At 60.9% G+C, this 26,320-nt stretch carries 23 protein-coding genes; 10 read left to right on the top strand and 13 right to left on the bottom strand.

Annotation, left to right across the window (positions count from 1 at the left end):
* Window positions 1-134 precede the first annotated feature (134 nt).
* The 6 genes from BFW87_RS05310 to gap all read right to left on the bottom strand — a co-directional run bounded on the left by BFW87_RS05310 (window position 135) and on the right by gap (window position 6,920).
* Window positions 135-536 (bottom strand): YbaN family protein, encoded by a 402-nt coding sequence (locus BFW87_RS05310; RefSeq protein ID WP_078738908.1) that lies wholly within the window; start codon window positions 534-536, stop codon window positions 135-137.
* 177 nt (window positions 537-713) lie between these two features.
* Entirely contained in the window at window positions 714-1,322 is a 609-nt protein-coding gene (locus BFW87_RS05305) for a biliverdin-producing heme oxygenase (RefSeq protein ID WP_078738907.1), read from the bottom strand.
* 135 nt (window positions 1,323-1,457) lie between these two features.
* A complete protein-coding gene (locus tag BFW87_RS05300; protein ID WP_078738906.1) occupies window positions 1,458-4,022 on the bottom strand; it encodes a TonB-dependent receptor in 2,565 nt (854 codons plus the stop codon).
* A gap of 116 nt (window positions 4,023-4,138) precedes the next feature.
* Window positions 4,139-5,107, bottom strand: coding sequence for a FecR family protein (locus tag BFW87_RS05295; RefSeq protein WP_078738905.1), 969 nt, complete (start codon window positions 5,105-5,107; stop codon window positions 4,139-4,141).
* Window positions 5,108-5,180: 73 nt separating this feature from the next.
* Window positions 5,181-5,699 carry an RNA polymerase sigma factor gene (locus BFW87_RS05290; protein WP_016971131.1) on the bottom strand — a complete coding sequence of 173 codons (519 nt, stop codon included), beginning with the start codon at window positions 5,697-5,699 and terminating at the stop codon, window positions 5,181-5,183.
* A gap of 219 nt (window positions 5,700-5,918) precedes the next feature.
* Window positions 5,919-6,920 (bottom strand): type I glyceraldehyde-3-phosphate dehydrogenase, encoded by a 1,002-nt coding sequence (gene gap, locus BFW87_RS05285; RefSeq protein WP_078738904.1) that lies wholly within the window; start codon window positions 6,918-6,920, stop codon window positions 5,919-5,921.
* A gap of 221 nt (window positions 6,921-7,141) precedes the next feature.
* Here gap and edd point away from each other — a divergent pair, with 221 nt between their 5' ends.
* The 4 genes from edd to BFW87_RS05265 all read left to right on the top strand — a co-directional run bounded on the left by edd (window position 7,142) and on the right by BFW87_RS05265 (window position 12,264).
* Window positions 7,142-8,968, top strand: coding sequence for a phosphogluconate dehydratase (gene edd, locus BFW87_RS05280; RefSeq protein WP_078738903.1), 1,827 nt, complete (start codon window positions 7,142-7,144; stop codon window positions 8,966-8,968).
* A complete protein-coding gene (locus tag BFW87_RS05275) occupies window positions 8,965-9,921 on the top strand; it encodes a glucokinase (protein WP_078738902.1) in 957 nt (318 codons plus the stop codon). The genes edd and BFW87_RS05275 overlap by 4 nt, the downstream gene beginning before the upstream one ends.
* A gap of 152 nt (window positions 9,922-10,073) precedes the next feature.
* On the top strand, window positions 10,074-10,808 hold the full coding sequence (locus tag BFW87_RS05270) for a response regulator (protein ID WP_078738901.1): 735 nt from the start codon (window positions 10,074-10,076) through the stop codon (window positions 10,806-10,808).
* A gap of 28 nt (window positions 10,809-10,836) precedes the next feature.
* Complete coding sequence (locus BFW87_RS05265; RefSeq protein ID WP_217699411.1) at window positions 10,837-12,264, top strand: ATP-binding protein; 1,428 nt, start codon at window positions 10,837-10,839, stop codon at window positions 12,262-12,264.
* Between the two features lie 122 nt (window positions 12,265-12,386).
* Here the strand turns inward: BFW87_RS05265 and BFW87_RS05260 are convergent, their stop codons facing one another.
* On the bottom strand, window positions 12,387-13,316 hold the full coding sequence (locus BFW87_RS05260; RefSeq protein ID WP_078738899.1) for an AraC family transcriptional regulator: 930 nt from the start codon (window positions 13,314-13,316) through the stop codon (window positions 12,387-12,389).
* A 328-nt stretch (window positions 13,317-13,644) separates the two neighbouring features.
* Between BFW87_RS05260 and BFW87_RS05255 the strand changes: the two genes are divergently transcribed.
* Together BFW87_RS05255 and BFW87_RS05250 are read left to right on the top strand one after the other, a co-directional pair.
* Complete coding sequence (locus tag BFW87_RS05255) at window positions 13,645-13,986, top strand: antibiotic biosynthesis monooxygenase family protein (protein ID WP_078738898.1); 342 nt, start codon at window positions 13,645-13,647, stop codon at window positions 13,984-13,986.
* Between the two features lie 42 nt (window positions 13,987-14,028).
* The gene (locus BFW87_RS05250; RefSeq protein ID WP_078738897.1) at window positions 14,029-14,274 is read left to right on the top strand and encodes a hypothetical protein; all 246 of its coding nucleotides are present in this window, start codon (window positions 14,029-14,031) and stop codon (window positions 14,272-14,274) included.
* 144 nt (window positions 14,275-14,418) lie between these two features.
* Here the strand turns inward: BFW87_RS05250 and BFW87_RS05245 are convergent, their stop codons facing one another.
* The 5 genes from BFW87_RS05245 to BFW87_RS05225 form a co-directional block, all read right to left on the bottom strand.
* Entirely contained in the window at window positions 14,419-15,039 is a 621-nt protein-coding gene (locus tag BFW87_RS05245) for a flavin reductase family protein (protein WP_078738896.1), read from the bottom strand.
* A gap of 76 nt (window positions 15,040-15,115) precedes the next feature.
* Window positions 15,116-16,435: an MFS transporter gene (locus BFW87_RS05240; protein WP_078738895.1), complete on the bottom strand. Its 1,320-nt coding sequence runs from the start codon at window positions 16,433-16,435 to the stop codon at window positions 15,116-15,118.
* 288 nt (window positions 16,436-16,723) lie between these two features.
* Window positions 16,724-18,049, bottom strand: a complete 1,326-nt coding sequence (locus BFW87_RS05235) for a sigma-54-dependent transcriptional regulator (protein ID WP_078738894.1) — start codon at window positions 18,047-18,049, stop codon at window positions 16,724-16,726.
* Window positions 18,043-19,809, bottom strand: coding sequence for an ATP-binding protein (locus tag BFW87_RS05230; RefSeq protein ID WP_078738893.1), 1,767 nt, complete (start codon window positions 19,807-19,809; stop codon window positions 18,043-18,045). The genes BFW87_RS05235 and BFW87_RS05230 overlap by 7 nt, the downstream gene beginning before the upstream one ends.
* A gap of 256 nt (window positions 19,810-20,065) precedes the next feature.
* On the bottom strand, window positions 20,066-21,589 hold the full coding sequence (locus BFW87_RS05225; RefSeq protein ID WP_078738892.1) for a fumarate hydratase: 1,524 nt from the start codon (window positions 21,587-21,589) through the stop codon (window positions 20,066-20,068).
* A 214-nt stretch (window positions 21,590-21,803) separates the two neighbouring features.
* On the opposite strand from BFW87_RS05225, the gene BFW87_RS05220 reads away from it, so the two are divergent.
* Window positions 21,804-22,736 carry an iron-sulfur-binding ferredoxin reductase gene (locus BFW87_RS05220; protein ID WP_078738891.1) on the top strand — a complete coding sequence of 311 codons (933 nt, stop codon included), beginning with the start codon at window positions 21,804-21,806 and terminating at the stop codon, window positions 22,734-22,736.
* A 30-nt stretch (window positions 22,737-22,766) separates the two neighbouring features.
* The gene (locus tag BFW87_RS05215; protein ID WP_078738890.1) at window positions 22,767-23,516 is read left to right on the top strand and encodes an enoyl-CoA hydratase-related protein; all 750 of its coding nucleotides are present in this window, start codon (window positions 22,767-22,769) and stop codon (window positions 23,514-23,516) included.
* A 180-nt stretch (window positions 23,517-23,696) separates the two neighbouring features.
* Here BFW87_RS05215 and pyk read toward each other — a convergent pair whose 3' ends face one another.
* Complete coding sequence (gene pyk, locus BFW87_RS05210) at window positions 23,697-25,148, bottom strand: pyruvate kinase (protein ID WP_078738889.1); 1,452 nt, start codon at window positions 25,146-25,148, stop codon at window positions 23,697-23,699.
* 175 nt (window positions 25,149-25,323) lie between these two features.
* On the opposite strand from pyk, the gene BFW87_RS05205 reads away from it, so the two are divergent.
* Window positions 25,324-25,698 carry a tetratricopeptide repeat protein gene (locus BFW87_RS05205; protein WP_078738888.1) on the top strand — a complete coding sequence of 125 codons (375 nt, stop codon included), beginning with the start codon at window positions 25,324-25,326 and terminating at the stop codon, window positions 25,696-25,698.
* Between the two features lie 221 nt (window positions 25,699-25,919).
* Complete coding sequence (locus BFW87_RS05200; protein WP_078738887.1) at window positions 25,920-26,279, top strand: PilZ domain-containing protein; 360 nt, start codon at window positions 25,920-25,922, stop codon at window positions 26,277-26,279.
* The last annotated feature ends 41 nt before the right edge of the window (window positions 26,280-26,320 follow it).

The raw sequence follows: 26,320 nt of genomic DNA, 5'->3' as shown, positions 1-26,320 counted from the left end.
CACTCGCGATTGGACTTGTTGGTATGCAAGCAGGGCGAGCCAAATCCATTCGGCGCTATGTCCGGAACATCGGCGTAGCAATTTGTTTCATGAGGGGCAGGCGATGAGTGGTAGGAAAAAGACTACGGGCAGCGTTATACGGGGGCTGCAAGGCGTTCCGGGCGTGACCAGATCCACAGGTTGCCCAGGCTCATCCCGGCGATTGCCAGGTAGATCGGCCAGCCGTGATCAAGCATTACCAGCATCAAACCGGCACACACCAGCATGCTGACAGTGGCGCTGACTTTTGCGCGGCGCGCGATGATTTTGCCGTTGCGCCAGTTGAACAGGATCGGCCCGAAGAGGCGGTGGTTTTCCAGCCAGGCGCTGAGGCGCGGCGAGCTTTTGGTGGCGGCCCAGGCGGCGAGCAGGATGAATTCGGTGGTGGGCAAACCCGGGATGACAATCGCCACGAGCCCGATACCCAGGCTGACATAGGCCAGCAGGCCGAAGAGGATCTGCGCGATTTTCGAGGGGGATTGGGTTTGGCGGGTCATGGTTTTGTGCAATCAAGGAGCAGCAAAAAGTCAGATTGGAACAGGGTCAACCTGTGGGAGCTGGCTTGCCTGCGATGCAAGCGCCTCGGTTATCAGTTACACCGCGGTGATGCTATCGCAGGCAAGCCAGCTCCCACACAAGCCAGCTCCCACATGGAGCCATTTTTTACCGGGTGATTACGCCGGTTCAGGGGCGTCAGCGTACGCCTGTTCCAGCAGCACGGTGAAGCGCACAAACGCGTCGATCGCACCTTTTTCCACAGCAGCCTCTTCTTCGGCACTGAATACCAGGCCGTCGAGTGTACGGGTGAAACGCTTCCAGCCTTCAGCACGGCCACCGGCCGGTTCGCCCAGGTGACGCGCGCCAAACGTTTCGCTCAGGCCCAGGCCCACGGCACGCTTGATCAGGAACGCGGCGCCCAGCTTGGAGCCTTCAGACACAAACAGCCAGCCCAGTGCCTCGGCCTTGCTCGGGTTTTTCACCGCGCCGGCGACCGGTTCAGGCACTTCGGTGTCGAGGTCGCCCAGGTCCAGTTTGGCGGCGTCGGCGCGGCAACGTTCGGCCAGGTCCGGCACGATCGCTATCAGCTCGGCATCGTTGTACAGCGCCACCAGCTCAGACTGGAACAGGTACTGCGCGACCACGAAGCGGGCGAAATTGGCCTGGGTTTCAAACGGGGCGTGGGCTTTGACCAGCGCATCAAGCTTGGTGTGCGGCTCGTGGGTGATCTGGTTCAGGCGCTGGGAGCGGAGGCTTGGGCGTTCTGCGGTAGGAGAAGCGGTCATCGGAAAAGTCCTTGAGAAGGGTAGCGCCTTGTGGCTCTAAAGAGAGCTGTTATCAACTAGACGAACAGGAAGACGCGGCACAGTAAAAAATCCTCACCTCGCCGGTGAAATTCAGGCGAGGTGAGGGGGGCAGGGTCAGATATCCCAGATCAGGTTGATCGCAAAGTTGCGACCCGGTTGGGTCAGGCGGTCGAGGTTGGCGGGCGCGGTGACACCGGCTTCACCCACGCCGTCGTAGCTGCGCACGTCATCCCAGTTCCAGTACTTCTTGTCGGTCAGGTTGTAGACGCCGCCGTTGACGGTGACGTCGTTTGTGACCTTGTAGAAGGCGGTGAGGTCGACGACGCCGAAGCCCGGGGTCTTGAACGGCGCACTGGTGCTGCCGTCGGGGGCGTGGAAGGTGGTGCTGTCCACACGGTTCTGTTTTTTCACCAGCGTCCAGCTGACCAGGCCGCCGTAATTGTCTTGGTCGTAACCCAAGCCAAACACGCCTTTGAGCGGGTTGACGCTGTTGAGCGGCTCGCCGTTGTCGTCGTTGCGGCCATAGGTGTAGCCCACCGAACCCTGGGTATACAGGCCTCGCGGCGCGCCGAATGCGTCGAGGTTCAGACGGCCTTTGGCTTCGATGCCCTTGATGGTGGCGTGCTTGATGTTGTTGGCTTCGAACTGCTGCACGGTGCCGCCGGCGACCGAGGCGTCCTCGTCGATGAAGTCACGGTACTTGTTGTAGAACACAGCGATGTCGAACGAGCCTTCGTCGAAGTTGCCGCGAATGCCGGTCTCAATGCCTTTGCTGGTTTCCGGTTTGAGGTCCGGGTTGGGCTCGACGGTGTAGCCCTGATCCAGGTTTTCAAAACGACCGTACAAGGCTTTGGCCGACGGCGTGCGGAAGCCTTCGGCGTATTGGCCGAACCAGGTGTAGTTATCGGTCAGCGCGTAGGTCAGGCCGAATTTTGGCGTGACGCGGTGCCAGGTCTTGTCGGAATCGCTGTGGTCGTAGATGCGCGTCGGGTCAACCGTGTTGAGGAACTCCTCGGTCAGTTTGGGCTTGAGCTGGGTGTAGTCGTAGCGCACCGCCGGCAGGAAGGTCCATTTGCCCCAGGCGATCTGGTCCTGGGCGAACAGCGAATAGGTGTTGATGGTCGGGTCCGGGAAGTCGCTGGCCTTTTTCACGCTGTCGCTTGCCGACGGGCTCGGTGCGCCGATGGCGGTGCAACCACTGCCGACGGCCAGGCAAGTAGCGGCACCTTCGCGCGAGCCGGTGACTTTCTGTTGCTTGAGCGTAGTGCCGTAAGTGACCTGGTGATCGGTTTCGCCGATGCTGAAGGCTTTGTCCAACTGCGCGTCGAATACCCACTGTTTTTCTTCGTACAGCGTGTCCCGGGTGCGCAAGACACGGCGCGATGGCTGATAGATTTCGGCGGTGGTCTGGTCGGTCTTGGCGATCTGGTAGTTGAGGCTGGTCTTGATCTGATCGGCAATCGGCGAGTCGAGGGCGAAACGGTTTTCGATGGCGAAACGTTCGCGGGTGATGGTGTCGTTACCCGAACGCGCGCGGTAGAAGTTGAAGCCGCGACCGCCAGTGAACGGGCCGCCCACGGCGTTTTTCAGGTTGACGTCGCGGTCGTCCTTGAACTTCTCGTAGGTCAGGCCCAAGCGGTTGTCATCGCCGTAGTTCCAGCCCAGTTTGGCCAGTACGTTGGTGGTGCGCGCATCTTCCGGGTTGGCGCCGGTGCGGGCCAGGCCGGTGGCGTTGTTGCCGTCGTAGGCTTCCATTTCGTGGCCATTGCGCTGGCTCAGGTGCAACAAACCGTCGACGTCTTGCACGCGGCCGGCGACGGTGCCGGAGGTCAGCCAGCTGTCGTCGGCGGAGCTGTAGCCGGTTTTCAGGCGGGCGCCGTAGTCCTGGCCGGGCTTGATGATGTCATCCGGGTCGAGGGTGAAGTAGCTCACGGCGCCGCCGATGGCGCTGCTGCCATAGAGGGCCGAGGCCGGACCACGGAGGATTTCCACACGCTTGACGATTTCCGGGTCGACGTAGTTGCGCCGGGTCTTGGCGTAGGGGCCGTTGAAGAAGTTATCCGGCACTTCCACGCCGTCGACCTGGGTCAGAATGCGGTCGCCGTCGATGCCGCGAATGTTGTAGCCCGCATTGCTGGCGCGGGTGCCGGCGCCGCCGACGGAAACGTTTGGTTCGTAACGCACCAGCTCGCGAATGGTGTTCACGTTCTGGCGGTCCAGTTCCTCGCGATCATGCACGGTGACGGTGCTCGGCACGCTGTCCACATCCTGCTCGGTGCGGGTGGCGCTGATGGTCACCTGTTGCAGGTTGAGGACGCTGCCCGCTGCGCGCTTTTCCAGGACGATGTTGTTATTGCCCAGTTTGCGATAGCTCAGGTTGGTCCCCACCAACAGCCGATCCAGGGCTTTTTCCGGCGACAACGCGCCCCGCACGCCCGGGGACGACACACCCTGGCCCAGCTCTGCCGGCAGGCCGACTTGCCAGCCGGTCACGCCGGAGAAGGCATTCAGCGCCGACACCAGCGGCTGTTGCTCGATGCTGAAGGTGTAATTGCCGTGGCTGCGTGCGACCGGCTCGGCGGCGGTGGCGGCCATCGCTGGCGCGCTGGCCAACAGGATGGCGGCGGTCAGCAGGGACAGAACGGGCGAAGAAGACCGGCGGTTGAAACGAGAGGACATCGAGAGCGCTCCGGAAGTACGAATCTTATAGTTGCGAACTGAATCAAATAGGAATCAGTTGCATTGGCTAAGACGAGACGTACCATCGAAGGCTATCGAGTAAAAATAATTCTCATTTAGTTCAAGATCACCAGCGCCGGGTATTCCGAGAGCTTGGCCGAGGTGATGTGGGCCAGTGAGCGCACCACGTCCAGCGGTTGGTCGAGGCGGTAGTTGCCGGTAACGGCGGTGCTGGCGAGCGTGTCATTGGTGTTGACGATCCAGCCCGGGTAATAGCGGCGCAGTTCGGCGAGCACTTCGCTCATCGGGCAGTTTTCGAAGACCAGGCGGCCCTGGACCCAGGCCAGGTCTTTGCTGGCGTCCAGCTTGGCGGGTTGGCCGAAGCCTTTGGGGCCGATGCGGATGCTTTCGCCGGCGCTCAGGCGTACGCGGGCATCGTCGAAGGTGTTGCTCAGGTCCACGTCACCGCGCTGCACTTGTACCTGGGCTTCGCCATTGAGGTAGCGCACAGCGAAGTCGGTGTCGCGCACGCTGGCGCGGACCGGGCCTGCGTCGATCTCCAGCGGCAGGCCACGGCTGGGCGTGACTTCAAAAAACGCCTCGCCCTGGTACAGGCGGGCGACGCGCTGGTGATCCTTGATGCTGCTGGAGAAGGCCGAGTTGGTGTTCAGCAACACCTTTGATCCATCGTCCAATTGCAGGCGCTGACGTTCACCGACCACGGTGAGGTGGTCTGCTTGCAGGCGTACGGGCAGGTTGCTGAAGCTGAACAGGCCGATCACTAGCACGGCGGCGGTGGCCAGAGGTTTCCAATGCGGTTTGATACGGCGCAAAAGCGACGGCTTGCGCGGCGCAGCCAGGGCTACGGCGGCACTGTGTACCGGTGCACCACCCCACGCGGCCTGGGCTTTGCTGAAAGCGTGAACGTGCGCCGGGTCGCTGGCCAGCCAGGCATCGAATTCGGCCTGCTGCCCGGGCTGCGGGCACTGCAATGCGATCAGCCAGTCGAGGGCTTGGTCCATGGCCGTGTCTTGCAGCACCTCATGAGCCAGCTCATGGGGGCGCAGTTTATTCGGGTCCGTCACGGTGTGCCTCGGGTCTTCGCCACGTTCTATTCATTTTTCCTACAGCCTGGATCGACACATCTGTCGGGGAAGCTTAAGGCTGATCCAGCCGTTCGGCCACACCTACACAGATGGCCATGATCAATTTCAGTTCCTTTTGCACGGTGCTCAAGGACACTTGCAGCTGATCGGCGATCTCCTGATAGCTGCAACCGTGCAGGCGGCTGAGGATGAAAATCTGCTGCTGGCGGGCGCTCAACTGGCCGAGGCTGACGCTCAGGTGCTCGAGCAATTGCTCGGCCTGAGTGGCATCTTCCGGGGTGCTGATAGGGGCCGCGACGCTTTGCAGGACGTCCAGCGGGACATCTTCCTGCAGCGTGCGCGCTTGAATCCTGCGCGAGCGCAGGTGGTCCAGCGCCAGGTTACGCGCGGTTTGATAGACGAAGGGTTCGAGGTGATCAATCGGCCGCTCGCTGAGGGCCCGGGTAACGCGCAGGTAGGTTTCCTGCAACAGGTCCTCGGCGGTGCTGTGGTTATTCACCATCCGCTGCAAGGTGCGTAGCAGAATCACCCGTTGGGTGAGAAAGACGTGGTTGAAGCGAGATTGGCTCACAGTGATACCAGACCGAGATGCAGTTAATGATAATGCTTATCATCAACTGAAATGGCAAGTGGCACTTTGAGATGCTGTAAAGATCCCTGTGAGGGCCGGGCCTGTGTGGGAGCTGGCTTGCCTGCGATACAGGCACCTTGGCCTTTCAGTTAGACCGAGGTGATGCTATCGCAGGCAAGCCAGCTCCCACACAAGCCGACTCCTGAGCAAGGCCGATCTTTATTCGGCGTTGCACAGCGCCAGGCAGTTATCCAGCATCCGGTTGGAGAAGCCCCACTCGTTGTCATACCAGGCCAGCACTTTCAGCAATTTGCCACTGACTTTGGTGTGATTGGCGTCAAAAATCGACGACAGCGGGTTGTGGTTGAAGTCGCTCGAAACCAGCGGCAGGGTGTTGTAACCGAGGATTTTCGAGTGCTGGCTGGCTTCTTTAAGCAAGGCGTTGACTTGCTCAGCCGTGGCTTCTTTCTTCAGTGTTACGGTGAGGTCGACCAGCGACACGTTGATCACCGGCACACGCACGGCCATGCCGGTCAGCTTGCCTGCCAGTTCCGGCAGCACCAGGCCTACCGCTTCGGCGGCGCCGGTTTTGCTCGGGATCATGTTCTGGGTGGCCGAGCGCGCGCGGTACGGGTCGGTGTGGTAGACGTCGGTCAGGTTCTGGTCGTTGGTGTAGGCGTGAATGGTGGTCATCAAGCCGCTTTCAATACCCAGCTCACGGTGCAGCACTTGAGCCACGGGCGCCAGGCAGTTGGTGGTGCAGGACGCGTTGGAGATGATCTGGTGGGATTGACGCAAAATGTCATGGTTCACACCGTACACCACGGTGGCGTCTGCGCCTTTGGCCGGGGCCGAGATGATCACCTTGCGCGCGCCGGCGGTAATATGGGCGGCAGCCTTGTCACGGTCAGTGAACAGACCGGTGCACTCGAACACCACGTCGATCTTGTGCGCAGCCCACGGCAGTTCGGCCGGGTTGCGAATGGCACTGACGGCAATCCGGTCGCCATTGACGGTCAGGCCTTCCTGATCGTGAGCAACCTCTGCATCGAAAGTGCCGTGTACGGTGTCGTATTTGAGCAGGTGGGCATTGATCGAGCTGTCGCCCAGATCGTTGATGGCGACGATCTGCAAATCCTGGCGGTAGCCTTGGGTATACAGTGCGCGCAGGACATTACGGCCGATACGGCCAAAACCATTGATTGCGATACGAAGAGTCATTGGAAAGTGCCTGTCGTCGATTTGTTGTAAGAATTACAAGATTATTCGCATAAAAATAGAAAACAAGCCTTTTTAGTGGCAATATTTTGTTCAATCTACAACGAGTGACCTGAATCAACTGGTCCGATGATCCAAACGACACCCTGCCATCCCATGCGCTGCGGGCGTTTGATCAACCCAGGAACGAGGGTCGCCACATCCGTTAGCCTGGAGTTCTACACATGCATCCCCGCGTTATTGAGGTCACCGAACGGCTTATCGCCCGCAGTCGTGCAACCCGCGAGGCTTACCTTGCGCTCATTCGCGGCGCCGCCAGCGACGGTCCGATGCGCGGTAAGCTGCAATGCGCCAACTTTGCCCACGGCGTCGCCGGTTGCGGCACTGAAGATAAAAATAGTCTGCGAATGATGAATGCCGCCAACGTGGCAATTGTTTCGTCATATAACGACATGCTCTCGGCGCACCAGCCCTACGAACACTTCCCTGAACAAATCAAGAAAGCCCTGCGCGAAGTCGGCTCGGTCGGCCAGTTCGCCGGCGGCACCCCCGCCATGTGCGACGGCGTAACCCAAGGCGAGCCGGGCATGGAGCTGAGCCTGCTCAGCCGTGAAGTCATTGCCATGTCCACGGCGGTAGCGCTGTCCCACAACATGTTCGACGCTGCGCTGATGCTCGGTATCTGCGACAAGATCGTCCCGGGCCTGATGATGGGCGCACTGCGCTACGGCCATCTGCCGATGATCTTCGTACCCGGCGGGCCAATGCCCTCGGGCATCTCCAACAAACAGAAAGCCGACGTGCGCCAGCGCTACGCCGAAGGCAAGGCCACCCGCGAAGAGCTGCTGGAATCGGAGATGAAGTCCTACCACAGCCCCGGCACCTGCACCTTCTACGGCACCGCCAACACCAACCAACTGCTGATGGAAGTGATGGGCCTGCACTTGCCGGGCGCTTCGTTCGTCAACCCGTACACGCCGCTGCGTGACGCGCTGACCCGCGAAGCCGCGCACCAGGTCACGCGCCTGACCAAGGCCAGCGGCGACTTCACGCCGATTGGCGAGATCGTTGATGAGAAATCCATCGTCAACTCAATCGTTGCGCTCAACGCCACCGGCGGCTCGACCAACCACACCCTGCACATGCCGGCCATCGCCATGTCGGCGGGCATCATCCTCACCTGGCAGGACATGGCCGATCTCTCCGAGGTGGTGCCGACCCTGTCCCACGTGTATCCAAACGGCAAAGCTGACATCAACCACTTCCAGGCGGCGGGCGGCATGTCGTTCCTGATCCGCGAGCTGCTAGAAGCCGGTTTGCTCCACGAAGACGTCAACACCGTGGCAGGTAAAGGTTTGAGCCGTTACACCCAGGAGCCGTTCCTGGTCGACGGCGAGCTGATCTGGCGCGACGGCCCGATCGAAAGCCTCGACGAAACCATCCTGCGCCCCGTGGCGCGTGCGTTCTCGCCGGAAGGCGGCTTGCGCGTGATGGAAGGCAACCTGGGTCGGGGTGTGATGAAAGTTTCGGCGGTAGCGCCTGAGCACCAGATTGTTGAAGCACCGGCGGTGGTGTTCCAGGATCAGCAAGACCTGGCCGACGCGTTCAAGGCCGGTCAGCTGGAAAAAGACTTTGTCGCGGTGATGCGCTTCCAGGGCCCGCGCTCCAACGGCATGCCCGAATTGCACAAAATGACCCCGTTCCTTGGCGTGTTGCAGGACCGTGGTTTCAAAGTTGCACTGGTAACAGACGGGCGTATGTCCGGCGCGTCGGGTAAGATCCCCGCCGCGATCCATGTCAACCCCGAAGCCCAGAGCGGCGGGCCGCTGGCACGGGTCAAAGATGGCGATATCATTCGCGTCGATGGCGTGAAGGGCACCCTGGAGCTTAAGGTGGACGCCGAAGAATTTGCAGCGCGCACGCCTGCCACGGGCCTGTTGGGCAATAACGTTGGGGCCGGTCGCGAGCTGTTTGCATTTATGCGCTTGGCCGCAAGCTCCGCAGAGCAGGGCGCCAGCGCCTTTACCTCTGCCTTGGAGACGCTTAAGTGAAGCTTGCGCTGGTCGGTGATATTGGTGGTACCAACGCCCGTTTTGCGTTGTGGCGGGATCAGGAACTGCATTCGATCCGCGTGCATGCCACGGCGGATCACCATAGCCCTGAGGAAGCCATCAAGGTGTACCTCAAGGAAGAAGGCCTGGAAATCGGGGACATTGGCGCGGTGTGCCTGTCGGTCGCCGGGCCGGTGAGCGGCGATGAATTTAAATTCACCAACAATCACTGGCGCCTGAGCAAGACTGCGTTCTGCAAAACCCTGCAGGTCGATGAACTGCTGTTGGTCAATGACTTCACGGCCATGGCCCTGGGCATGACGCGCCTCAAGCCCGACGAATTCCGTGTGGTCTGCGAAGGAACGCCGGAACCGTTGCGCCCGGCGGTGGTGATCGGCCCGGGCACCGGCCTTGGCGTCGGTACCTTGCTGGATTTGGGGGGCGGCCGTTTTGCTGCGCTGCCGGGGGAGGGCGGCCATGTCGACCTGCCGCTGAGCAGCCCGCGCGAAACCCAGCTGTGGCAACACATCTACACTGAGATCGGTCACGTCAGCGCCGAGACGGCGTTGAGTGGTGGCGGTTTGCCGCGTGTGTACCGCGCGATTTGCGCGGTCGACGGCCACGAGCCGGTGCTGGACACGCCCGAAGCCATCACGGCTGCGGGTTTGGCCGGCGACCCGGTGGCGATGGAAGTCTTGAACCAGTTCAGCATCTGGCTGGGCCGGGTGGCGGGTAACAACGTGCTGACCACCGGTGGACGCGGTGGTGTGTATATCGTGGGGGGTGTGATTCCGAGGTTTGCCGACTTCTTTATCAACAGCGGTTTTGCCAAGAGCTTCAGCGACAAAGGCTGCATGAGCGACTACTTCAAAGGCATTCCGGTGTGGTTGGTGACCGCGCCGTATTCCGGGTTGACCGGGGCGGGCGTAGCACTCGAACAAGCTTTTGCGTAGGGGCTTATGGCCTCATCGCAGGCAAGCCAGCTCCCACAGTTGACCGGGTTCCAACCTTGGAATGCAGTCAAGTGTGGGAGCTGGCTTGCCTGCGATAGGGCCTTAAGAGCAACAGATGACTTAAGCTTGGCCATAACAACAAGGAGGACCCCGTGAGCGTAATCAGTAAATCCATTCTCCTCGTCGACGACGACCAGGAAATCCGCGAATTGCTGCAAACCTACCTCAGCCGTGCCGGTTTTCAGGTGCGGGGTGTGTCGGATGGCGCGGGGTTCCGCCAGGCCATGAACGAGGCGCCGTGCGACCTGGTCATCCTTGATGTGATGTTGCCGGACGAAGACGGTTTCAGCCTCTGCCGCTGGATCCGCCAGCACCCGCGCCAGGCGCAGGTGCCGATCATCATGCTTACCGCCAGTTCCGACGAAACCGACCGCGTGATAGGCCTGGAGCTGGGTGCCGATGACTACATCGGCAAACCGTTCAGCCCCCGCGAGTTGCAGGCGCGAATCAAGGCCTTGTTGCGCCGCGCCCAGTTTGGCCAGGAACGCAGCAGCGGCGGCGATGTGTGGGTGTTTGATGAATGGCGCCTGGACATGATCAGTCACCGCCTGTTTCACATCGACGGCGAAGAAGTGATTCTTTCCGGCGCAGACTTTGCCCTGCTCAAACTGTTTCTCGACCACCCACAACAAATTCTCGACCGCGACACCATCGGCAACGCCACCCGTGGCCGCGACCTGATGCCGCTGGACCGTATCGTCGACATGGCCGTCAGCCGCCTGCGCCAACGCCTGCGCGATACGGAAAAACCTCCACGGCTGATCCGCACCGTGCGTGGCAGTGGTTATCAACTGGCAGCCAGCGTGGTTGCCGGCAATGCCCACTGAACCTCTGACCGAGCGCCGCCGTTTCCCGGTGCCGCGTTCGCTGCTCGGGCGCATGTTGCTGTTGACCCTGCTGGCGGTGCTATTCGCCCAGGCGCTGTCCAGCGTGATCTGGGTCTCGCAATTGCGCGCCACTCAGCTTGAAGGGCTGGTCACCAGCGCCCGCAGCCTGGCGCATTCGATGACCGCCAGCGTGAGTTATTTCCGTTCGTTGCCCGTGGCTTATCGCCCGCTGGTGCTGGACCAGTTGCGCAGCATGGGTGGCACGCGGTTTGTGGTGACCCTCAACGACCGCCCGCTGGACATGCAGATTCTGCCGCAAACCCCGCGCAAGGAAGCTGTGCTGCAAGCGGTGGATGAAGTGCTGCGCCAGACCCTGGGCAGCGATGTGCACATCTCGGTGGAATTCGTCAGCGCCGAAGACCTGCGCATCTTCAATGCCGGCTTGAAGCTCGATGAACTGCCGCGCTCCTGGGCGCATTACGCGCTGACGCTGGAACCGGTGAACCCGCCGGTGCTGGTGACTCAGATCCAGCTTGCCCAAGGCGAGTGGCTGTACATCGCCTCGCTGTTACCCGAGCCCTACACCAGCCTTGAAGAACAAGGCCTGCCATCGCAGCAGGTGTGGTTTATCGTGCTGACCAGCGGTTTCCTGTTGTTGTTTATCGGCCTGCTGGTGCACTGGCAAAGCCGCCCGCTCAAGCGTCTGGCACGGGCCGCACGTGACATGTCCCTGGGCGCCGACGTGGAGCCGGTAGCCGAAGGCGGCGGCAGCGAAGTGGTAGAAGTGGGGCGCGCGTTTAACGCCATGCGCGAACGCATCAGCCGTTACCTGACTGAACGCAGCCAGTTGTTCAGCGCGATTTCCCACGACTTGCGCACGCCGATTACCCGTCTGCGCCTGCGTGTGGAATTGCTCGAAGACGAGAACCTGCAAACCAAGTTTGGCCGCGACCTGGACGAGTTGGAGTTATTGGTGAAGGGCGCGCTGCAATGCGTGAAAGACACCGACATCCACGAGAATATCGAGCCGGTGGACCTCAATCACGTGCTCGATTGCCTCGTGGAGCCTTACCTGGCCCCTAACGGTAACGGTCGCATCACCCAGGACGGCCGCGCGCTGACCACCTACCCCGGCAAGCCGCTGGCGCTCAAGCGCTGCATCGGCAACCTGATCGACAATGCCTTGAAGTATGGGCAAAACGCCCATTTGCATATCGAAGACGACGGCGCGGAATTTGTGCTGCACGTGGATGATGAGGGGCCGGGCGTGCCGGAGCAGCGGCTGGAGCAGGTCTTTGAACCGCATTTCCGGTTGGCTGGCCAGCAGCAGGGTTACGGCTTGGGGCTGGGGATTGCGCGCAATATTGCGCACAGTCATGGTGGTGAGGTGAGTTTGCAGAATTTGCGTGAGGGTGGTCTACGGGTGACCTTGCAACTCCCCCGCGGTCTGGACTGACCACACACAGAACCAATGTGGAAGCTGGCTTGCCTGCGATAGCGGTGTATCAGCAGCAGATTTGCCAGCTGACCCACCGCAATCGCAGGCAAGCCAGCTCCCACATTGTGATCAGCGTTGGGTCAGACGCTTTGGCGCATTCTGGCCAAGTCGCGCAGCGGCGGTGCCCCAAACAACCGGCTGTACTCCCGGCTGAACTGCGACGGGCTTTCATACCCCACCCGATACCCCGCCGCCGAGGCTTCCAGCCCTTCGGCAATCATCAGCCGACGCGCTTCCTGCAGGCGCAGCTGCTTCTGATACTGCAACGGGCTCATGGCCGTGATCGCCTTGAAACGGTGGTGCAAGGTCGAGACGCTGAGGTTCACTTCCTTGGCCAGATCATCAATGCGCAGCGGCTGTTCGTAATTGCCATTCAACCATTTGATCGCCTGGCTGACCCGATGGCTCTGACTGTTGGTCACGGCAATTTCATACAGCCGATAGCCCTGCGGCCCACGCAGCAGGCGGTAGAGAATCTCGCGGTTGATCAACGGCGCCAGCATGGCGACGTCTTTGGGCGTATCCAGCAGGCGCGCCAGGCGCAGCACGGCGTCGAGCAGTTGGGCGTCGATGCGGTCGACGTACATGCCCCGCGAGGTCGGACGCGAGGGCACGCCCATCGGGCCTGCCTCGGCGATCAACGCGGTGAGTTGTGCCGGGTCGATATTGATGCGCACCGACAGGTTGGGCGCTTCCGGTGTGGCCTCGAGGATCCGTCCGGCCACCGGCATCGCCACGGAGAACACCAGGTAATTGAGTGGATCGTAGGCAAAGATCTCGTCGGCCAGGCGCACTTCCTTGCTGCCGCTGGCAAGGATGCACAACGCAGGCTCCACCAGCACCGGCATGAAATCGCGCGGGGTGTTGTGGCGGTTCAGGTACAGCGAGGTGATCGCTGTGCCGTAGGAACCGTCTTCCCAGGTGTGGCGGTGCACGATGCTGGCCAGCTCGGCGCGCTGCTTTTCCATCTCGGCATCGAGGGGAAGCGGTTTATGTTCAGGCGACGACATGGGGCGACCTCTGCAGGCTTCTTTGATGGGTTCAGCTTAGCGGCAGCTTTTCAAAAAGTGTTACGTCGATTCTGCACAATCCTTGCCTGATCCTGCGACATGCCGTGAATCAGGCAAGGGCGGCGCCTGTCATCAGCCTGAAACACTGAACATGGGCATGGAATAAATCCGGGCCGCCAAACGTCGTATCTACGCTTCTCGCAGGATTGTGCAATAAGCCTGCAGGAATTGACTAACTGCGCCCCTGTCCGCGCCGTTATCTTTGATCCTGTGGCAGCACGCCCTCACAGTGCTTGCCGAGCATCACTTCTCAACGGGAGAGTCGAACATGTCCACCCCCATTCCCGCGAGCCATATGGCCTTTATCCGCGCACGCAGCGGTTGCAGCACCGAACTCGGTGCACGCTTGAGCAGTTTGATTGAACCGGGCCGTCAGGCTCAGGGTTGTCTGCAATTCTCGTTGCAGCATTCCCAGGTCGACCCCGATGTATGGCTGGTCTCGGGTTTCTGGAGCAGCGAGCAGGCGATGAGTGCCTACTTCAATTCTCCGGCCCTGATGATCTTTACCGAGCTGTTGAATGACATGGTGATCCGCAGCATGGACTTCCAGACGTTCACCGATGCCTCTGCCGTGAAAGCCTACGGTGAGTACCTGCAACTCGCCGGTTGAGGGTTAGAATGGCCGACTTTCCCATTGGCCAGGACCTGCAACATGGCACGTAAACAATTTACCCACCACGAAGCCGTTTCCGCCGTAGTGCCTGGAGAAGGTGGCTACAGCGCCGCCGTCGCCGTCAAGGCACTGGACGGCATGGGCGCACCGCAGTTTCACAAGATCCTGGATGGGCAGACGTTCAAGACGGCTTCCGACGCTGATGATGCCGCGACGCTGCAACTTGAGCGGTTGGTTGATGTGGATGAAGAAGGTCAACTGACCTGGGCAACTGCCGAAAACTGAGTGATCAACAAAGATCCAATGTGGGAGCCGGGCTTGCCCGCGATAGCGCAGTGTCAGTCAATACACAGGTTGGCTGATCCACCCTCATCGCGGGCAAGCCCGGCTCCCACATGGGTCTAGGGTGTTTGTTGATCAGTGTTCCAATCAACGAGGGCGATACATCTTGAACAGCGCCTCCGGCCCCACCTGGAAATAATCCGCCGGCCCGCCGCCACGCAAGATAGGCTCCGCGGCGGCGGTATCGTAGATGCCATCCTTGAGCAACCACTTGGCAATGTGCACCGCAACCACCTCGCCCAGCACCAGCCAGCTCGGCACCAACTCCTTGTCGGCACGTTGCAGCTGAATGATCTGCGTCACCTTGCATTCGAATGACACCGGGCTCTCGCCCACTCGCGGCACGCCCACGATCTTCGAGGCCACCGGCGTCAGGCCGGACAGCTCGAACTCGTTCACGTCCGGTGAAACTGCGGCGCAACTCTGATTCATCTGCTCGGCCAACGGGCGCGTGGCCAGGTTCCACACAAACTCGCCGGTCTGTTCGATGTTGTTCAGGCTGTCTTTGCGTCCGACGCTGGAAAAACCAATGATCGGCGGAATGTAGTTGAAGGCGTTGAAGAAGCTGTAAGGCGCCAGGTTCAGGCGGCCTTCGCTGTCGTGGGTGGAAATCCAGCCAATCGGCCGTGGGCCGACGATGGCGTTGAACGGGTCATGGGGCAGGCCGTGGCCGTTGGCGGGTTCGTAGAAATGGATATCGTCAGACATGGCCGGGTTCTGCTCTCAATTCTGGGGAGCACATCATATCCAATGTGGGAGCGGCTGTTCGCCGCTCCCGCATTTTTTAGTCCGTGGTGATGCGCGAATGTTTCCGGGTGTCTTTCATGGTCACGTAGACCACCAGCGACACTGCGATACACGCCGTCACATACCAGTAGTAACCGGTTTCCATGCCGATGCTCTTGAACCACAGCGCGATGTATTCAGCGGTGCCGCCGAAGATCGACACGGTCAGGGCATATGGCAGGCCCACGCCCAGCGCGCGGATTTCGGTCGGGAACAATTCGGCCTTCACCACGGCGTTGATCGAGGTGTAGCCGCTGACGATGATCAGCGCCGCCATGATCAGGAAGAACGCACCCCACCAGCTCTGGATGGTGTGCAGGGTGGTGAGGATTGGCACGGTGAACAGCGTGCCGAGGATGCCGAAGGCAATCAGGATCGGACGACGGCCGACTTTATCCGACAGCCCGCCGACGATGGGTTGCAGGCACATGAACAGGAACAGCGTCGCTGCCGAAATGGTGGTGGAGTCGGAGATGCTCATGCCGACCGTGTTCACCAGGTATTTCTGCATGTAAGTGGTGTAGGTGTAGAACGCCAGGGTGCCGCCCATGGTCAGGCCGACCACGGTCAACAATTCCTTGGGGTGGCGCATCAAGGTGCGCATGGCGCTTTCCTTGGCTTTTTCCTTCTTGGTGAACGACTCGGTTTCTTCCATGCCGCGACGCAGGTACAGCGCGACCACTGCGCACAGGGCGCCGATGGCAAACGGGATACGCCAGCCCCAGGCATACAGTTGCTCGGTGGTAAGAACCTGTTGCAGCACGATCAGTACCGCCAGCGCGATGAGCTGGCCGGAAATCAGGGTCACGTATTGGAAGCTGGAGTAGAAACCACGGCGTTCCTTGGTCGCCATCTCGCTGAGGTAGGTGGCGGAGGTGCCGTATTCGCCGCCGACCGATAGCCCCTGCAGCAGACGGGCAAACACCAGCAGGATCGGTGCGCCGATACCGATCATTTCATAGCCTGGGCTCAGGGCAATCAGCAGCGAGCCGAAGCACATCAGGTAGACCGAGGCCATCAGGGCTTTTTTGCGTCCGACCTTGTCGGCGTACAAACCCATCAGCCAGCCACCGATCGGGCGCATCAGGAAGCCTACTGCGAAGATCGCAGCGGTGTTGAGCAATTGGGCGGTGGTGTCGCCTTTGGGGAAGAAGGCTTTGGCAAAGTACAGCGAGAAGGCGGCGTAGACGTACCAGTCATACCACTCGACCATGTTGCCGACCGAACCACTGAAAATCGATTTGATCCGGCTTGAAGTCGTGCGCTCTTTCGCCGGCGCAGCCGCCGACCCCAGAGGCAGGGAATTGGAGTTATCCATTGAAGGATCCTTCATCTAATTGTTTTTGTGGAGCGTGCGCGAGCGCCGCCTGGTCTGGGCTATAGCAGGAGCTGTGCCAGGTAGGTGAAGGCCCGGTTTAGAAGGGTTTCAGGATATTTTTGAGCGGAAAATTGCTGATGATTTTCAGGCGGTAAGCGGAAATCCGCTTATGGCTGCTGGCCCTATCGCGGGCAAGCCAGCTCCCACACTGGAAGGTATTCACAGATCAAAAATGTGGGAGCCGGGCTTGCCCGCGATGGCGTCCTCACGGGCAACGCGAGGTTCGCCCTAGAGGAACGAATCTCGCACCAACCCATGCCGCTGCATCTTTTCATTCAAGGTACGCCGCGGCAGTTGCAACTCTGCCAACACCGCCTTGATATCGCCCTTGTGCCGAGTCAACGCAGCCTTCAGGCAATGCGCTTCAAAGGCTTCCTGCTGCGCCGCCAACGATTGCCCGGCCTCAATGCCTTCCGGCTCCGGCTCGCCAAGGCCGAGCACCTGACGCTCGGCGACGTTGGCCAATTCACGCACATTGCCGGGCCAGTCATGGCTGAGCAGGCGCCCCAGTTGCGGGCCACTCAAGGGTTCGGCACTGCGGCCCAAACGCTCGGCGGCGCTGTGGGCAAAGTGCTCGTACAGCAGAGGAATATCTTCGCGGCGCTCGCGCAACGGCGGCAGGCGCAGTTGCGCGACGTTTAGGCGATAGGCCAGGTCTTCGCGAAACCGTCCGGCGCGGGCTTCTTCCAGCAGATCCGGCTTGGTCGCGGCGATGATGCGCAAATCCACGTGAATACTTTGATTGGAGCCTAGCCGCTCCAGCTTCTGTTCCTGCAATACGCGCAGTAACTTCACCTGTTGAGCCAGCGGCATGCTTTCGATTTCATCGAGGAACAGGGTGCCGCCATGGGCGTATTCCAGCTTGCCGATGCGTTTGCCCTGGGCGCCGGTAAACGCGCCACTTTCATGGCCGAACAGCTCGGCCTCAAACAACTGCTCGGGAATCGCCGCGCAGTTGAGTGCCACAAAGGGCTTCTTTGCCCGTGGGCCGAAATCATGCAGGCAGCGCGCGACCAACTCCTTGCCGCTGCCGGTTTCGCCCCGGATCAGCACATTGACCGGCAAGGTCGCCAGGTCCAGCACCTGGCGACGCAGGTTCTGCAAACCCCGGGACACGCCCAGCAAGCTGGATTCCAGCTGCGCACGGTGGTCGGCCTGTTGATGCAGGCGACGGTTTTCCAGGATCAGCCCGCGCTTGTCCAGCGCACGGCGCAGGCTGTTGAGCAGGGCGTCGGGGCTGAAGGGTTTTTCCAAAAAGTCGTAGGCTCCGTCGCGCATGGCCTCCACAGCCATCGGCACGTCGCCATGGCCGGTGAGCAGGATCACCGGCAAGTCGCCATCGCGGCGTTGCACTTCGGCCAGCAACTCCAGGCCACTCAGGCCCGGCATGCGCACATCGCTCAGGATCACCCCGGGAAAGTCCTTCGGCAGCGCCGCCAGGCACTCCTCGGCGCGGCTGAACAGCTGCACCTCAAACCCCGACAGGCTCAGCCATTGTTCGACAGCCGTGCGAATACTGGCTTCGTCATCGACCACAATCACCGCGTTTAACATAGGCCGGGCGTCTCCAGCGCAATAGGCAAGGTCAGGGTAAACACCGCGCCATCGCCACGGTTGCTGGCGATCAGGCGCCCGCCCAATTCGTGCACGATAGCGTAGGACACCGCCAGCCCCAAGCCGAGCCCGTCGCCCACCGGCTTGGTGGTGAAGAAGGGGTCGAACACACTGTTGAGGTGTTCTTCGGCGATCCCGCCGCCGCTGTCGCTGACGGTCAGTTGCCACAGCTGATCGTCCGCATGCAGGCGGATTTCCAGGCGTTTGCGCGGCTTGCCGGCCATGGCGTCGAGGGCGTTGCGCAGCAGGTTGATCAGCACCTGCTCCAGGCGGATAGCGTCGCCGCGGACCAGGGCCGGGCGGCTCAGGTCCAGCATCACGCCGATGGCTTCATCGCGCAGGCGCGCGTCAAGCAGGTGCAGGGACTGGTCGACCACCGTCGCCAGGTCGAGCTTTTCACGCAGGCCGCTCGGGCTTTTGCGCGCGAACGTCTTGAGGTGGCCGGTGAGCGCGGCCATGCGCGTGAGCATCTCGTCCAGCGGCGTGAGTGCTTTATAGGCGTCGTCCACACGACCGTGGTCCAGCAGCAGGCGCAAGGTCGCCAGTTGCATGCGCTGGGCGGTCAGCGGTTGGTTGATTTCATGGGCAAGGGCGGCGGACATCTGCCCTAGCGCGGCCAGTTTGGCGGATTGCACCAAACCATCCTGAGCCGTGCGCAGGGCTTGGGTGCGCTCTTCTACCAGCTGTTCCAACTCTTCGCGGCTGCGCTGGCGCAAGCGGGCGAGGCGCCAACGCTGGCTCAGGAACAGCACCAGAAATACCAGCGCCAGCCAGGAGCCGGCAGCTGCGAGGCCGGCGTTGCGTTGGTCTTCAAAGGCGAACTGCGGTTTGCGCAGCAGGTGCAAGGTCCAGCCTTCGGCCTTCAACGGCAAGGATTCCCAGATGTAATTGGCATTGCCGTCGGGGCCGTTGACGCGCATTAAATGACTGTTGTCGTCGAAGCGCTGCAGGCTGTTGGCTTCCAAGGGCTGCAACTGCTTTTTGTCGTACTGCCGGGTGGCCTTGAGTTCGGCGTGGTCGCTGTCGGACAACGGGCGCAAGGCGCGATAACGCCAGCCGGGTTGGTTGGCGATAAACACGATGCCACGGGCGTCGCTCACCAGTAGCAAATCATTGCCTTGGGCCCATTCACGCTCCAGCTCGGGGAATTCCAGCTTTACGACCATGGCGCCGAGAAACTGCCCGTTCTCATCATTCACGGCGCTGGAGAGGAAGTAACCCGGAATGCCGGTGGTCACGCCCACCGCGTAAAAACGCCCGGTGCCCTGGCTCAAGGTCTGCCTGAAATACGGCCGAAACGCGTAGTTATGCCCCACGTAGCTGCTCGGCAGGTTCCAGTTGCTCGCGGCCACAGCCAGCCCGGTGCGGTCCATCAATTCCAGCGTCGAGGATTGCGCGGCGCCGTTGATGCGTTCCAGCTTGCGGTTAAGCACGTCCTGGGTCGTGGCATCCACCGGGTTTTTCAGCGCGCTGATCATTTCCGAATCCAGGGCCAGCACGGCGGGCAGGGCGCGGTAGCGTTCGATCAGGGTGTGCAGCGAGTTGCCATACAGCGTGAGTTGCTGATTGGCGCGGGCGGCGTCATCCACCAAGGCCTGGCGTTCAGCATGGCGAGTCGCCAGGGCAGCGGCCAGCACCGCACCGGCGATGATCAGCAGCGAGTAGAAGGTCAGGCGCAGGGGGCGAGGGATCACGATCATACGGTGAGGGGCAGGCACGGTAAGGGGGGAGCACCATAGCATGCACCATCGTGACTTGTGACGAGCGCGCTTTATGTGGGAGCGGGCTTGCTCGCGAAAGCGGTGTATCAGTGGCAGATGAGTTGGCTGACCCACCGCTTTCGCGAGCAAGCCCGCTCCCACATTTGACCGCATTCGACTGAACAAAAAGTATCAGCCATAAAAAAGGCGACTGGGCCATGGGGCCGCAGTCGCCTTTAGTCTTGCAGCGAGGTACTTACTGCACCTCTACCGCCAGGCTTTCACTGATCTTTTTCTGCCAGATGGCAGGACCGGTGATGTGCACGGATTCGCCTTTGCTATCCACCGCAACGGTAACCGGCATGTCTTTCACGTCGAACTCGTAGATCGCTTCCATGCCCAGCTCGGCAAAGGCAACAACGCGCGACTTCTTGATGGCTTGCGCCACCAGGTAAGCAGCGCCGCCGACGGCCATCAGGTACACGGCTTTGTGGTCCTTGATCGCTTCGATCGCAGTCGGGCCGCGCTCGGATTTGCCGATCATGCCCAGCAGGCCGGTTTGCTCGAGGATCTGACGGGTGAACTTGTCCATCCGCGTGGCGGTGGTCGGGCCCGCCGGGCCAACCACTTCTTCGCGCACCGGATCAACCGGGCCGACGTAGTAGATGAAGCGACCCTTGAGGTCTACCGGCAGGGTTTCACCCTTGTTCAGCATCTCGACCATGCGCTTGTGCGCCGCGTCGCGGCCGGTGAGCATCTTGCCGTTGAGCAGCACGGTTTCGCCCGGTTTCCAGCTCTGCACTTCTTCCGGGGTCAGGGTGTCGAGGTTGACGCGACGGGCCGACGGGCCGGCTTCCCAGACGATTTCCGGGTAGGCGTCCAGCGGTGGCGCTTCCAGCGACGCCGGGCCCGAACCGTCGAGCACGAAGTGCGCGTGACGGGTGGCGGCGCAGTTGGGGATCATGCACACCGGCAGCGAGGCTGCGTGGGTCGGGTAGTCCATGATCTTCACGTCGAGCACGGTGGTCAGGCCGCCGAGGCCCTGGGCGCCGATGCCCAACTGGTTGACCTTCTCGAACAGCTCCAGGCGCATCTCTTCGATACGGTTGGAGGGGCCGCGCTTTTTCAGCTCGTGGATGTCGATGGATTCCATCAACACTTCCTTGGCCATCACCGCAGCTTTCTCGGCGGTGCCGCCGATGCCGATGCCGAGCATGCCCGGTGGGCACCAGCCGGCGCCCATGGTCGGAACGGTCTTGAGCACCCAGTCAACGATCGAGTCGGACGGGTTGAGCATGGCCATTTTCGACTTGTTCTCGGAGCCGCCGCCTTTGGCCGCCACGTCCACTTCCACGGTGTTGCCCGGGACGATGGAGTAGTGGATGACTGCCGGGGTGTTGTCCTTGGTGTTTTTACGTGCGCCCGCCGGGTCGGCGAGGATCGAAGCCCGCAGCACGTTTTCCGGCAGGTTGTAGGCCTGGCGCACGCCCTGGTTGATCATGTCATCCAGGCTCATGGTGGCGCCGTCCCAGCGTACATCCATGCCCACGCGCACGAACACGGTAACGATACCGGTGTCCTGGCAGATCGGGCGATGGCCGGTGGCGCACATGCGCGAGTTGATCAGGATCTGGGCGATGGAGTCACGGGCTGCCGGCGATTCTTCGCGCAGGTAGGCTTCGTGCATGGCCTGGATGAAGTCAACGGGGTGGTAGTAGGAAATGAATTGCAGGGCGTCGGCAACGCTCTGAATCAGGTCGTCTTGCTTGATCACGGTCATGAGTCGCGCTCCTCTATAAGGGAACATTCAATAAAGGTGGGCTCAGTGTTGCATCGGTCGGCTGAGTCCACCTTTCCAAGGCACGCCAAGTGGTGCAGGCGCGACGCTAAAAAGGCGCGGCAGTATAACCCGGCACGGTGGCCGATACACCCGACTATGGTCAAACTGTCGCAGGCATGATTCCCTGTGCGCGCTCCTTCCATTTGAGACTTATATGCCTGAACTGCACGTCGGCGAACGCCACTGGTCGGTCTCCACCGGCAGCAACTTGTTGGACGCCTTGAATCAGGCGGGCGTTGCCGTGCCTTACAGTTGTCGCGCGGGCAGTTGCCATGCGTGCCTGGTGCGCTGCCAGGGTGAGGTTGAGGACAGGCAACCGGATGCCTTGAGCCCGGCGCAGCGTCAGGACGGCTGGCGTTTAGCCTGTCAGTGCCAGGTTACGGGGGACTTGAAGGTTGAAGCCTTTGACCCGCAGCGTGACGGCTTACCCGCGCAGGTGGTGGGTATCGACTGGCTGAATTCGAATGTGCTGCGCCTGCGCCTGCAACCCGAACGTGGCCTGCGTTACCGCGCCGGGCAGCATTTGGTGGTGTGGGCGGGGCAGGTGGCGCGACCGTATTCACTGGCGAGTTTGCCCCAGGAAGATGGGTTTCTGGAGTTTCATATCGATTGCCGCCAGCCCGGTGAATTCTGCGATGCCGCGCGGCAGTTGGCGATGGGCGATCGCCTGCGCCTGGGTGAATTACGGGGCGGGGCGCTGCAATACGATCCTGACTGGCAGTCCAGGCCGCTCTGGCTGTTGGCGTCGGGCACCGGCCTTGGCCCATTGTGGGGCGTATTGCGCGAGGCGCTGCGTCAGGATCACCAGGGCGCCATCCGGGTGATTCACCTGGCCCATGATGCCGAAGGGCATTATCTGGCCGAACCCTTGGCGGCGCTGGCTGCACAGCACCCCAACCTGACCGTGGAACTGTGGACGGCGGCGCAGTTGTCTCAGGCATTGGCGCAACTGCGGCTTGTTTCGCGGCAAACTCTGGCTTTACTCTGCGGTCACCCTGACAGTGTCGAGGCGTTTTCCAAGCGCTTGTTCCTGGCGGGACTGCCGCGCAATCAACTGCTGGCCGACGTGTTCCTGCCCCGTGGTTGAGCGCTGAATTCTACAGCCGCGAGATTCACCATGACCGACGCCATCCTGCAGCTACGTGAACGCGGGTTGCTGATTTTGCAGCTCAATCGCCCTGACAAAAAGAATGCCCTGACCCGCGCCATGTACACGCAACTAGCGCAGGCGTTGGAGCAGGCCGATGCGGATGCGGATATCCGCGCCGTGCTGATTCAGGGCAGCAGTGAATGTTTTACCGCCGGTAATGACATCGGCGACTTTCTCGAACAGCCGCCCAGCGACCTCGACAGCCCGCCGTTTCACTTTATGAAGAGCCTGCTCAATTGCCGCAAGCCGGTGGTGGCGGGCGTGGCAGGTGCGGCGGTGGGGATTGGCACAACCCTGTTACTGCACTGCGACCTGGTCTATATCAGCCGCGATGCGCGGTTGCGCATGCCGTTCGTCAACCTGGGGCTGTGCCCGGAGTTCGGTTCCAGCCTGATCCTGCCGCGCCTGTTGGGGCATGCCAAGGCGGCTGAGTTGTTGCTGTTGGGCGAGGGCTTTACCGGTGAGCAGGCGGCGCAGTGGGGCATTGCCACTGAGGCCTTGGGCAATGGTGAGGCGGCGTTGGCCAAGGCGCGGGAAATGGCCGAGCGTTTTGAAAGCCTGGCGCCGGGGGCGGTGCAGGTGACCAAGCAACTGATGAAGAGCGTGGACCGTGAGCAATTGCGGCTGGTGATTGAGGAGGAGGGGGCGTTGTTTGTGCAGCGGTTGAAGTCGCCGGAGGCGATTGCGGCGTTGTCGGCTTTCATCACCCGGCGCTGAAAGAGGGTTGTTTGGTCGGGCCTCATCGCGGGCAAGCCCGGCTCCCACAGTTGACCGCGTACCCAGGTGGGAGCTGGCTTGCCTGCGATGAGGCCCTGATAGCCAACAGATCATCCTGAAATGAAATGCAAAAAGCCCCGCCATCTACATGGCGGGGCTTTTGTTTTTCAGCGTGTCACATCAAACCATTGGGTCGCCAACGTGCAGGATCTTCATGCCGTTGGTGCCGCCGATAGTGTGGTAGCTGTCGCCTTTGGTCAGGATGACCCAGTCGCCTTTCTCCACAACGCCGCGCTTGATCAGCTCGTCGATGGCAGCCTGGCTGACTTCGTGCGGTGGCAACGAAGCCGGGTCGAACGGTACGGTGTACACGCCACGGAACATGGCCGCGCGGGCCTGGGTTTCGCGGTGCGGGGAGAACGCGTAGATCGGCACCGAGGAGCGGATGCGCGACATGATCAACGGCGTGTAGCCACTTTCGGTCAAGGCGATGATAGCTTTAACGCCCGGGAAGTGGTTCGCGGTGTACATCGCAGCCAGGGCGATGCTCTGGTCGCAGCTTTCGAACTCTTTGCCAATACGGTGGCTGGAGGTCTTGCTGGTCGGGTGCTTTTCAGCGCCGAGGCAGATACGCGCCATGGCTTGCACCGCTTCCAGTGGGTACGGGCCAGCGGCACTTTCAGCCGAAAGCATCACGGCGTCGGTGTAGTCGAGCACGGCGTTAGCCACGTCAGACACTTCAGCACGGGTCGGCATCGGGTTCTGGATCATCGACTCCATCATCTGGGTCGCCACGATGACCGCTTTGTTGTGGCGGCGTGCGTGCAGGATGATCTTTTTCTGGATGCCGATCAGCTCGGCGTCGCCGATTTCCACGCCCAGGTCGCCACGGGCAACCATCACCGCGTCGGACGCCTTGATCAGGCCGTCGAGGGTTTCGTCATCGGCCACGGCTTCGGCGCGTTCGATTTTCGCCACCAGCCAGGCAGTGCCGCCGGCTTCGTCGCGCAGTTTACGGGCGTATTCCATGTCGGCAGCGTCGCGCGGGAAGGACACGGCGAGGTAGTCCACTTCCATTTCGGCGGCGAGCTTGATGTCGGCCTTGTCTTTTTCAGTCAGCGCGGGTGCAGTCAAACCACCGCCACGACGGTTGATGCCTTTGTGATCGGACAGCGGGCCGCCGATGATCACGGTGCAGTTCAGCTCAGTCGGGGTCGCGGTGTCGACGCGCATTACCACGCGGCCATCGTCCAGCAGCAGTTCGTCACCGACGCCGCAGTCCTTGACCAGGTCCGGGTAATCGATACCCACGACTTCCTGGTTGCCGTCGGTCAACGGGTGGCTGGTGGAGAAGGTGAACTTGTCACCGATCTTCAGCTCGATCCGCTTGTTGGCGAATTTGGCGATACGAATTTTCGGGCCTTGCAGGTCACCCAGCAATGCGACGAAGCGGCCATGTTTGGCGGCCAGGTCACGCACCAGCTTGGCGCGAGCCTTGTGCTCGTCCGGGGTGCCGTGGGAGAAGTTCAGACGGGCAACGTCCAAACCAGCCAGAATCAGCTGTTCGAGGACTTCCGGCGAGTTGCTGGCCGGGCCAAGGGTGGCGACGATTTTGGTACGACGGACGGACATGCACAGACTCCTGAGTTCAAGCGCTGGGGAAGGCTACTATGCTCTTTCGTTGTAGTCATTGTTCGTTTGCACTACTTATCGACGATTGGCTTGTTTTTGCGGCAGTTGAATCGATGAACATCCTTGAAGATTTTCGAGGAGGGGTCGATACACTGCACAAGACAGGAGAACCCCCATGCGAATTTTGCTCGTTGCTGCCCTGGCCGTCAGTGTTGTCGGCTGTACCCGCTGGTCAATGGACCACCATTTGAACAACGCTTACCGCGCCTATGGGGTGGGTGATTGCGAGCGCGTCACCCTGGAATTGTCCCAGGTGGATCGCGAGAGCCGCACCCGTCGCTATGTGCAGCCTGAGGTCTCGATGCTGCGCGGGCAATGCCTGGAGCGGCAGAAGTTGTTTGTCGATGCCGTGCAAACCTATCAGTTCATCATCAGCCAGTACCCCTCCAGTGAGTACGCTTTCCGTGCTCGCGCCAGGCTCGATACCTTGCAGCAGTTGGGGCATTATCCCGGCGCCAGTGTTGCTCAGCCACGGCCGGCGTCGTTGTAATGATGTTTGTCATTCTATAGCTGGCCTGTCGCCAGTCTTGGGCTATTCTTTGGATGTTCGTTTGTACAAGTTTCTGTTCAAACGAATGCAAGGCCCGGATTCGGCAGCTGTGCAGTGACCAAACAATAGGTGTTGTCACTCCGAGATCCAGGGAGAGTGAGCCATTGGCTCGTTCCGAATCACTGGCCCGGCCAAGCGTGGCCATTGGATGGCGATTTCACATGTTCAACCACCGACGTATCGAGCGGCATCAGTTACCTTGCTTTCTGCAGGTGTTCAATCGCCTGACAGACAAACCTATCGGTTTTCTGGGGAATGTCTCAGTAGACGGGCTAATGCTGATCAGCCAATTGCCCATAATGATTGACGCTGATTTCGAGCTGCGTTTGAAGATTCCTGGCCCGGAAGGCGAAATCCAAACCGTTGACCTCACGGCCAGGTGCCTGTGGAGCCATGAAGATATCAACCCTCAGCATTATGATTCGGGGTTCAGCGTGGTTCAGGCGTGCGATGAGTACGCATATTTGGTCGCTGCGTTATTGAATTACTTCAGTTTCGACCCTTTACAGGCATCAGCTTAGCGATGAAGCATTACCGGACCGGTTCGGGGGCGTTTCCTCGA

It is taken from the genome of Pseudomonas fluorescens (genome assembly GCF_002022275.1).
GTDB lineage: Bacteria > Pseudomonadota > Gammaproteobacteria > Pseudomonadales > Pseudomonadaceae > Aquipseudomonas > Aquipseudomonas fluorescens_AJ.
This window is presented reverse-complemented; position numbering and strand designations above follow the sequence as displayed.

What these genes read in the sequence shown, in the direction of transcription:
- BFW87_RS05310 (WP_078738908.1), bottom strand. Translation starts at nt 536, where the DNA reads ATGACCCGCCAAACCCAATCCCCCTCGAAAATCGCGCAGATCCTCTTC.
- BFW87_RS05305 (WP_078738907.1), bottom strand. Translation starts at nt 1,322, where the DNA reads ATGACCGCTTCTCCTACCGCAGAACGCCCAAGCCTCCGCTCCCAGCGC.
- BFW87_RS05300 (WP_078738906.1), bottom strand. Translation starts at nt 4,022, where the DNA reads ATGTCCTCTCGTTTCAACCGCCGGTCTTCTTCGCCCGTTCTGTCCCTG.
- gap (WP_078738904.1), bottom strand. Translation starts at nt 6,920, where the DNA reads ATGACTCTTCGTATCGCAATCAATGGTTTTGGCCGTATCGGCCGTAAT.
- edd (WP_078738903.1), top strand. Translation starts at nt 7,142, where the DNA reads ATGCATCCCCGCGTTATTGAGGTCACCGAACGGCTTATCGCCCGCAGT.
- BFW87_RS05260 (WP_078738899.1), bottom strand. Translation starts at nt 13,316, where the DNA reads ATGTCGTCGCCTGAACATAAACCGCTTCCCCTCGATGCCGAGATGGAA.
- BFW87_RS05255 (WP_078738898.1), top strand. Translation starts at nt 13,645, where the DNA reads ATGTCCACCCCCATTCCCGCGAGCCATATGGCCTTTATCCGCGCACGC.
- BFW87_RS05250 (WP_078738897.1), top strand. Translation starts at nt 14,029, where the DNA reads ATGGCACGTAAACAATTTACCCACCACGAAGCCGTTTCCGCCGTAGTG.
- BFW87_RS05245 (WP_078738896.1), bottom strand. Translation starts at nt 15,039, where the DNA reads ATGTCTGACGATATCCATTTCTACGAACCCGCCAACGGCCACGGCCTG.
- BFW87_RS05240 (WP_078738895.1), bottom strand. Translation starts at nt 16,435, where the DNA reads ATGGATAACTCCAATTCCCTGCCTCTGGGGTCGGCGGCTGCGCCGGCG.
- BFW87_RS05235 (WP_078738894.1), bottom strand. Translation starts at nt 18,049, where the DNA reads ATGTTAAACGCGGTGATTGTGGTCGATGACGAAGCCAGTATTCGCACG.
- BFW87_RS05230 (WP_078738893.1), bottom strand. Translation starts at nt 19,809, where the DNA reads ATGATCGTGATCCCTCGCCCCCTGCGCCTGACCTTCTACTCGCTGCTG.
- BFW87_RS05225 (WP_078738892.1), bottom strand. Translation starts at nt 21,589, where the DNA reads ATGACCGTGATCAAGCAAGACGACCTGATTCAGAGCGTTGCCGACGCC.
- BFW87_RS05220 (WP_078738891.1), top strand. Translation starts at nt 21,804, where the DNA reads ATGCCTGAACTGCACGTCGGCGAACGCCACTGGTCGGTCTCCACCGGC.
- BFW87_RS05215 (WP_078738890.1), top strand. Translation starts at nt 22,767, where the DNA reads ATGACCGACGCCATCCTGCAGCTACGTGAACGCGGGTTGCTGATTTTG.
- pyk (WP_078738889.1), bottom strand. Translation starts at nt 25,148, where the DNA reads ATGTCCGTCCGTCGTACCAAAATCGTCGCCACCCTTGGCCCGGCCAGC.
- BFW87_RS05205 (WP_078738888.1), top strand. Translation starts at nt 25,324, where the DNA reads ATGCGAATTTTGCTCGTTGCTGCCCTGGCCGTCAGTGTTGTCGGCTGT.
- BFW87_RS05200 (WP_078738887.1), top strand. Translation starts at nt 25,920, where the DNA reads ATGTTCAACCACCGACGTATCGAGCGGCATCAGTTACCTTGCTTTCTG.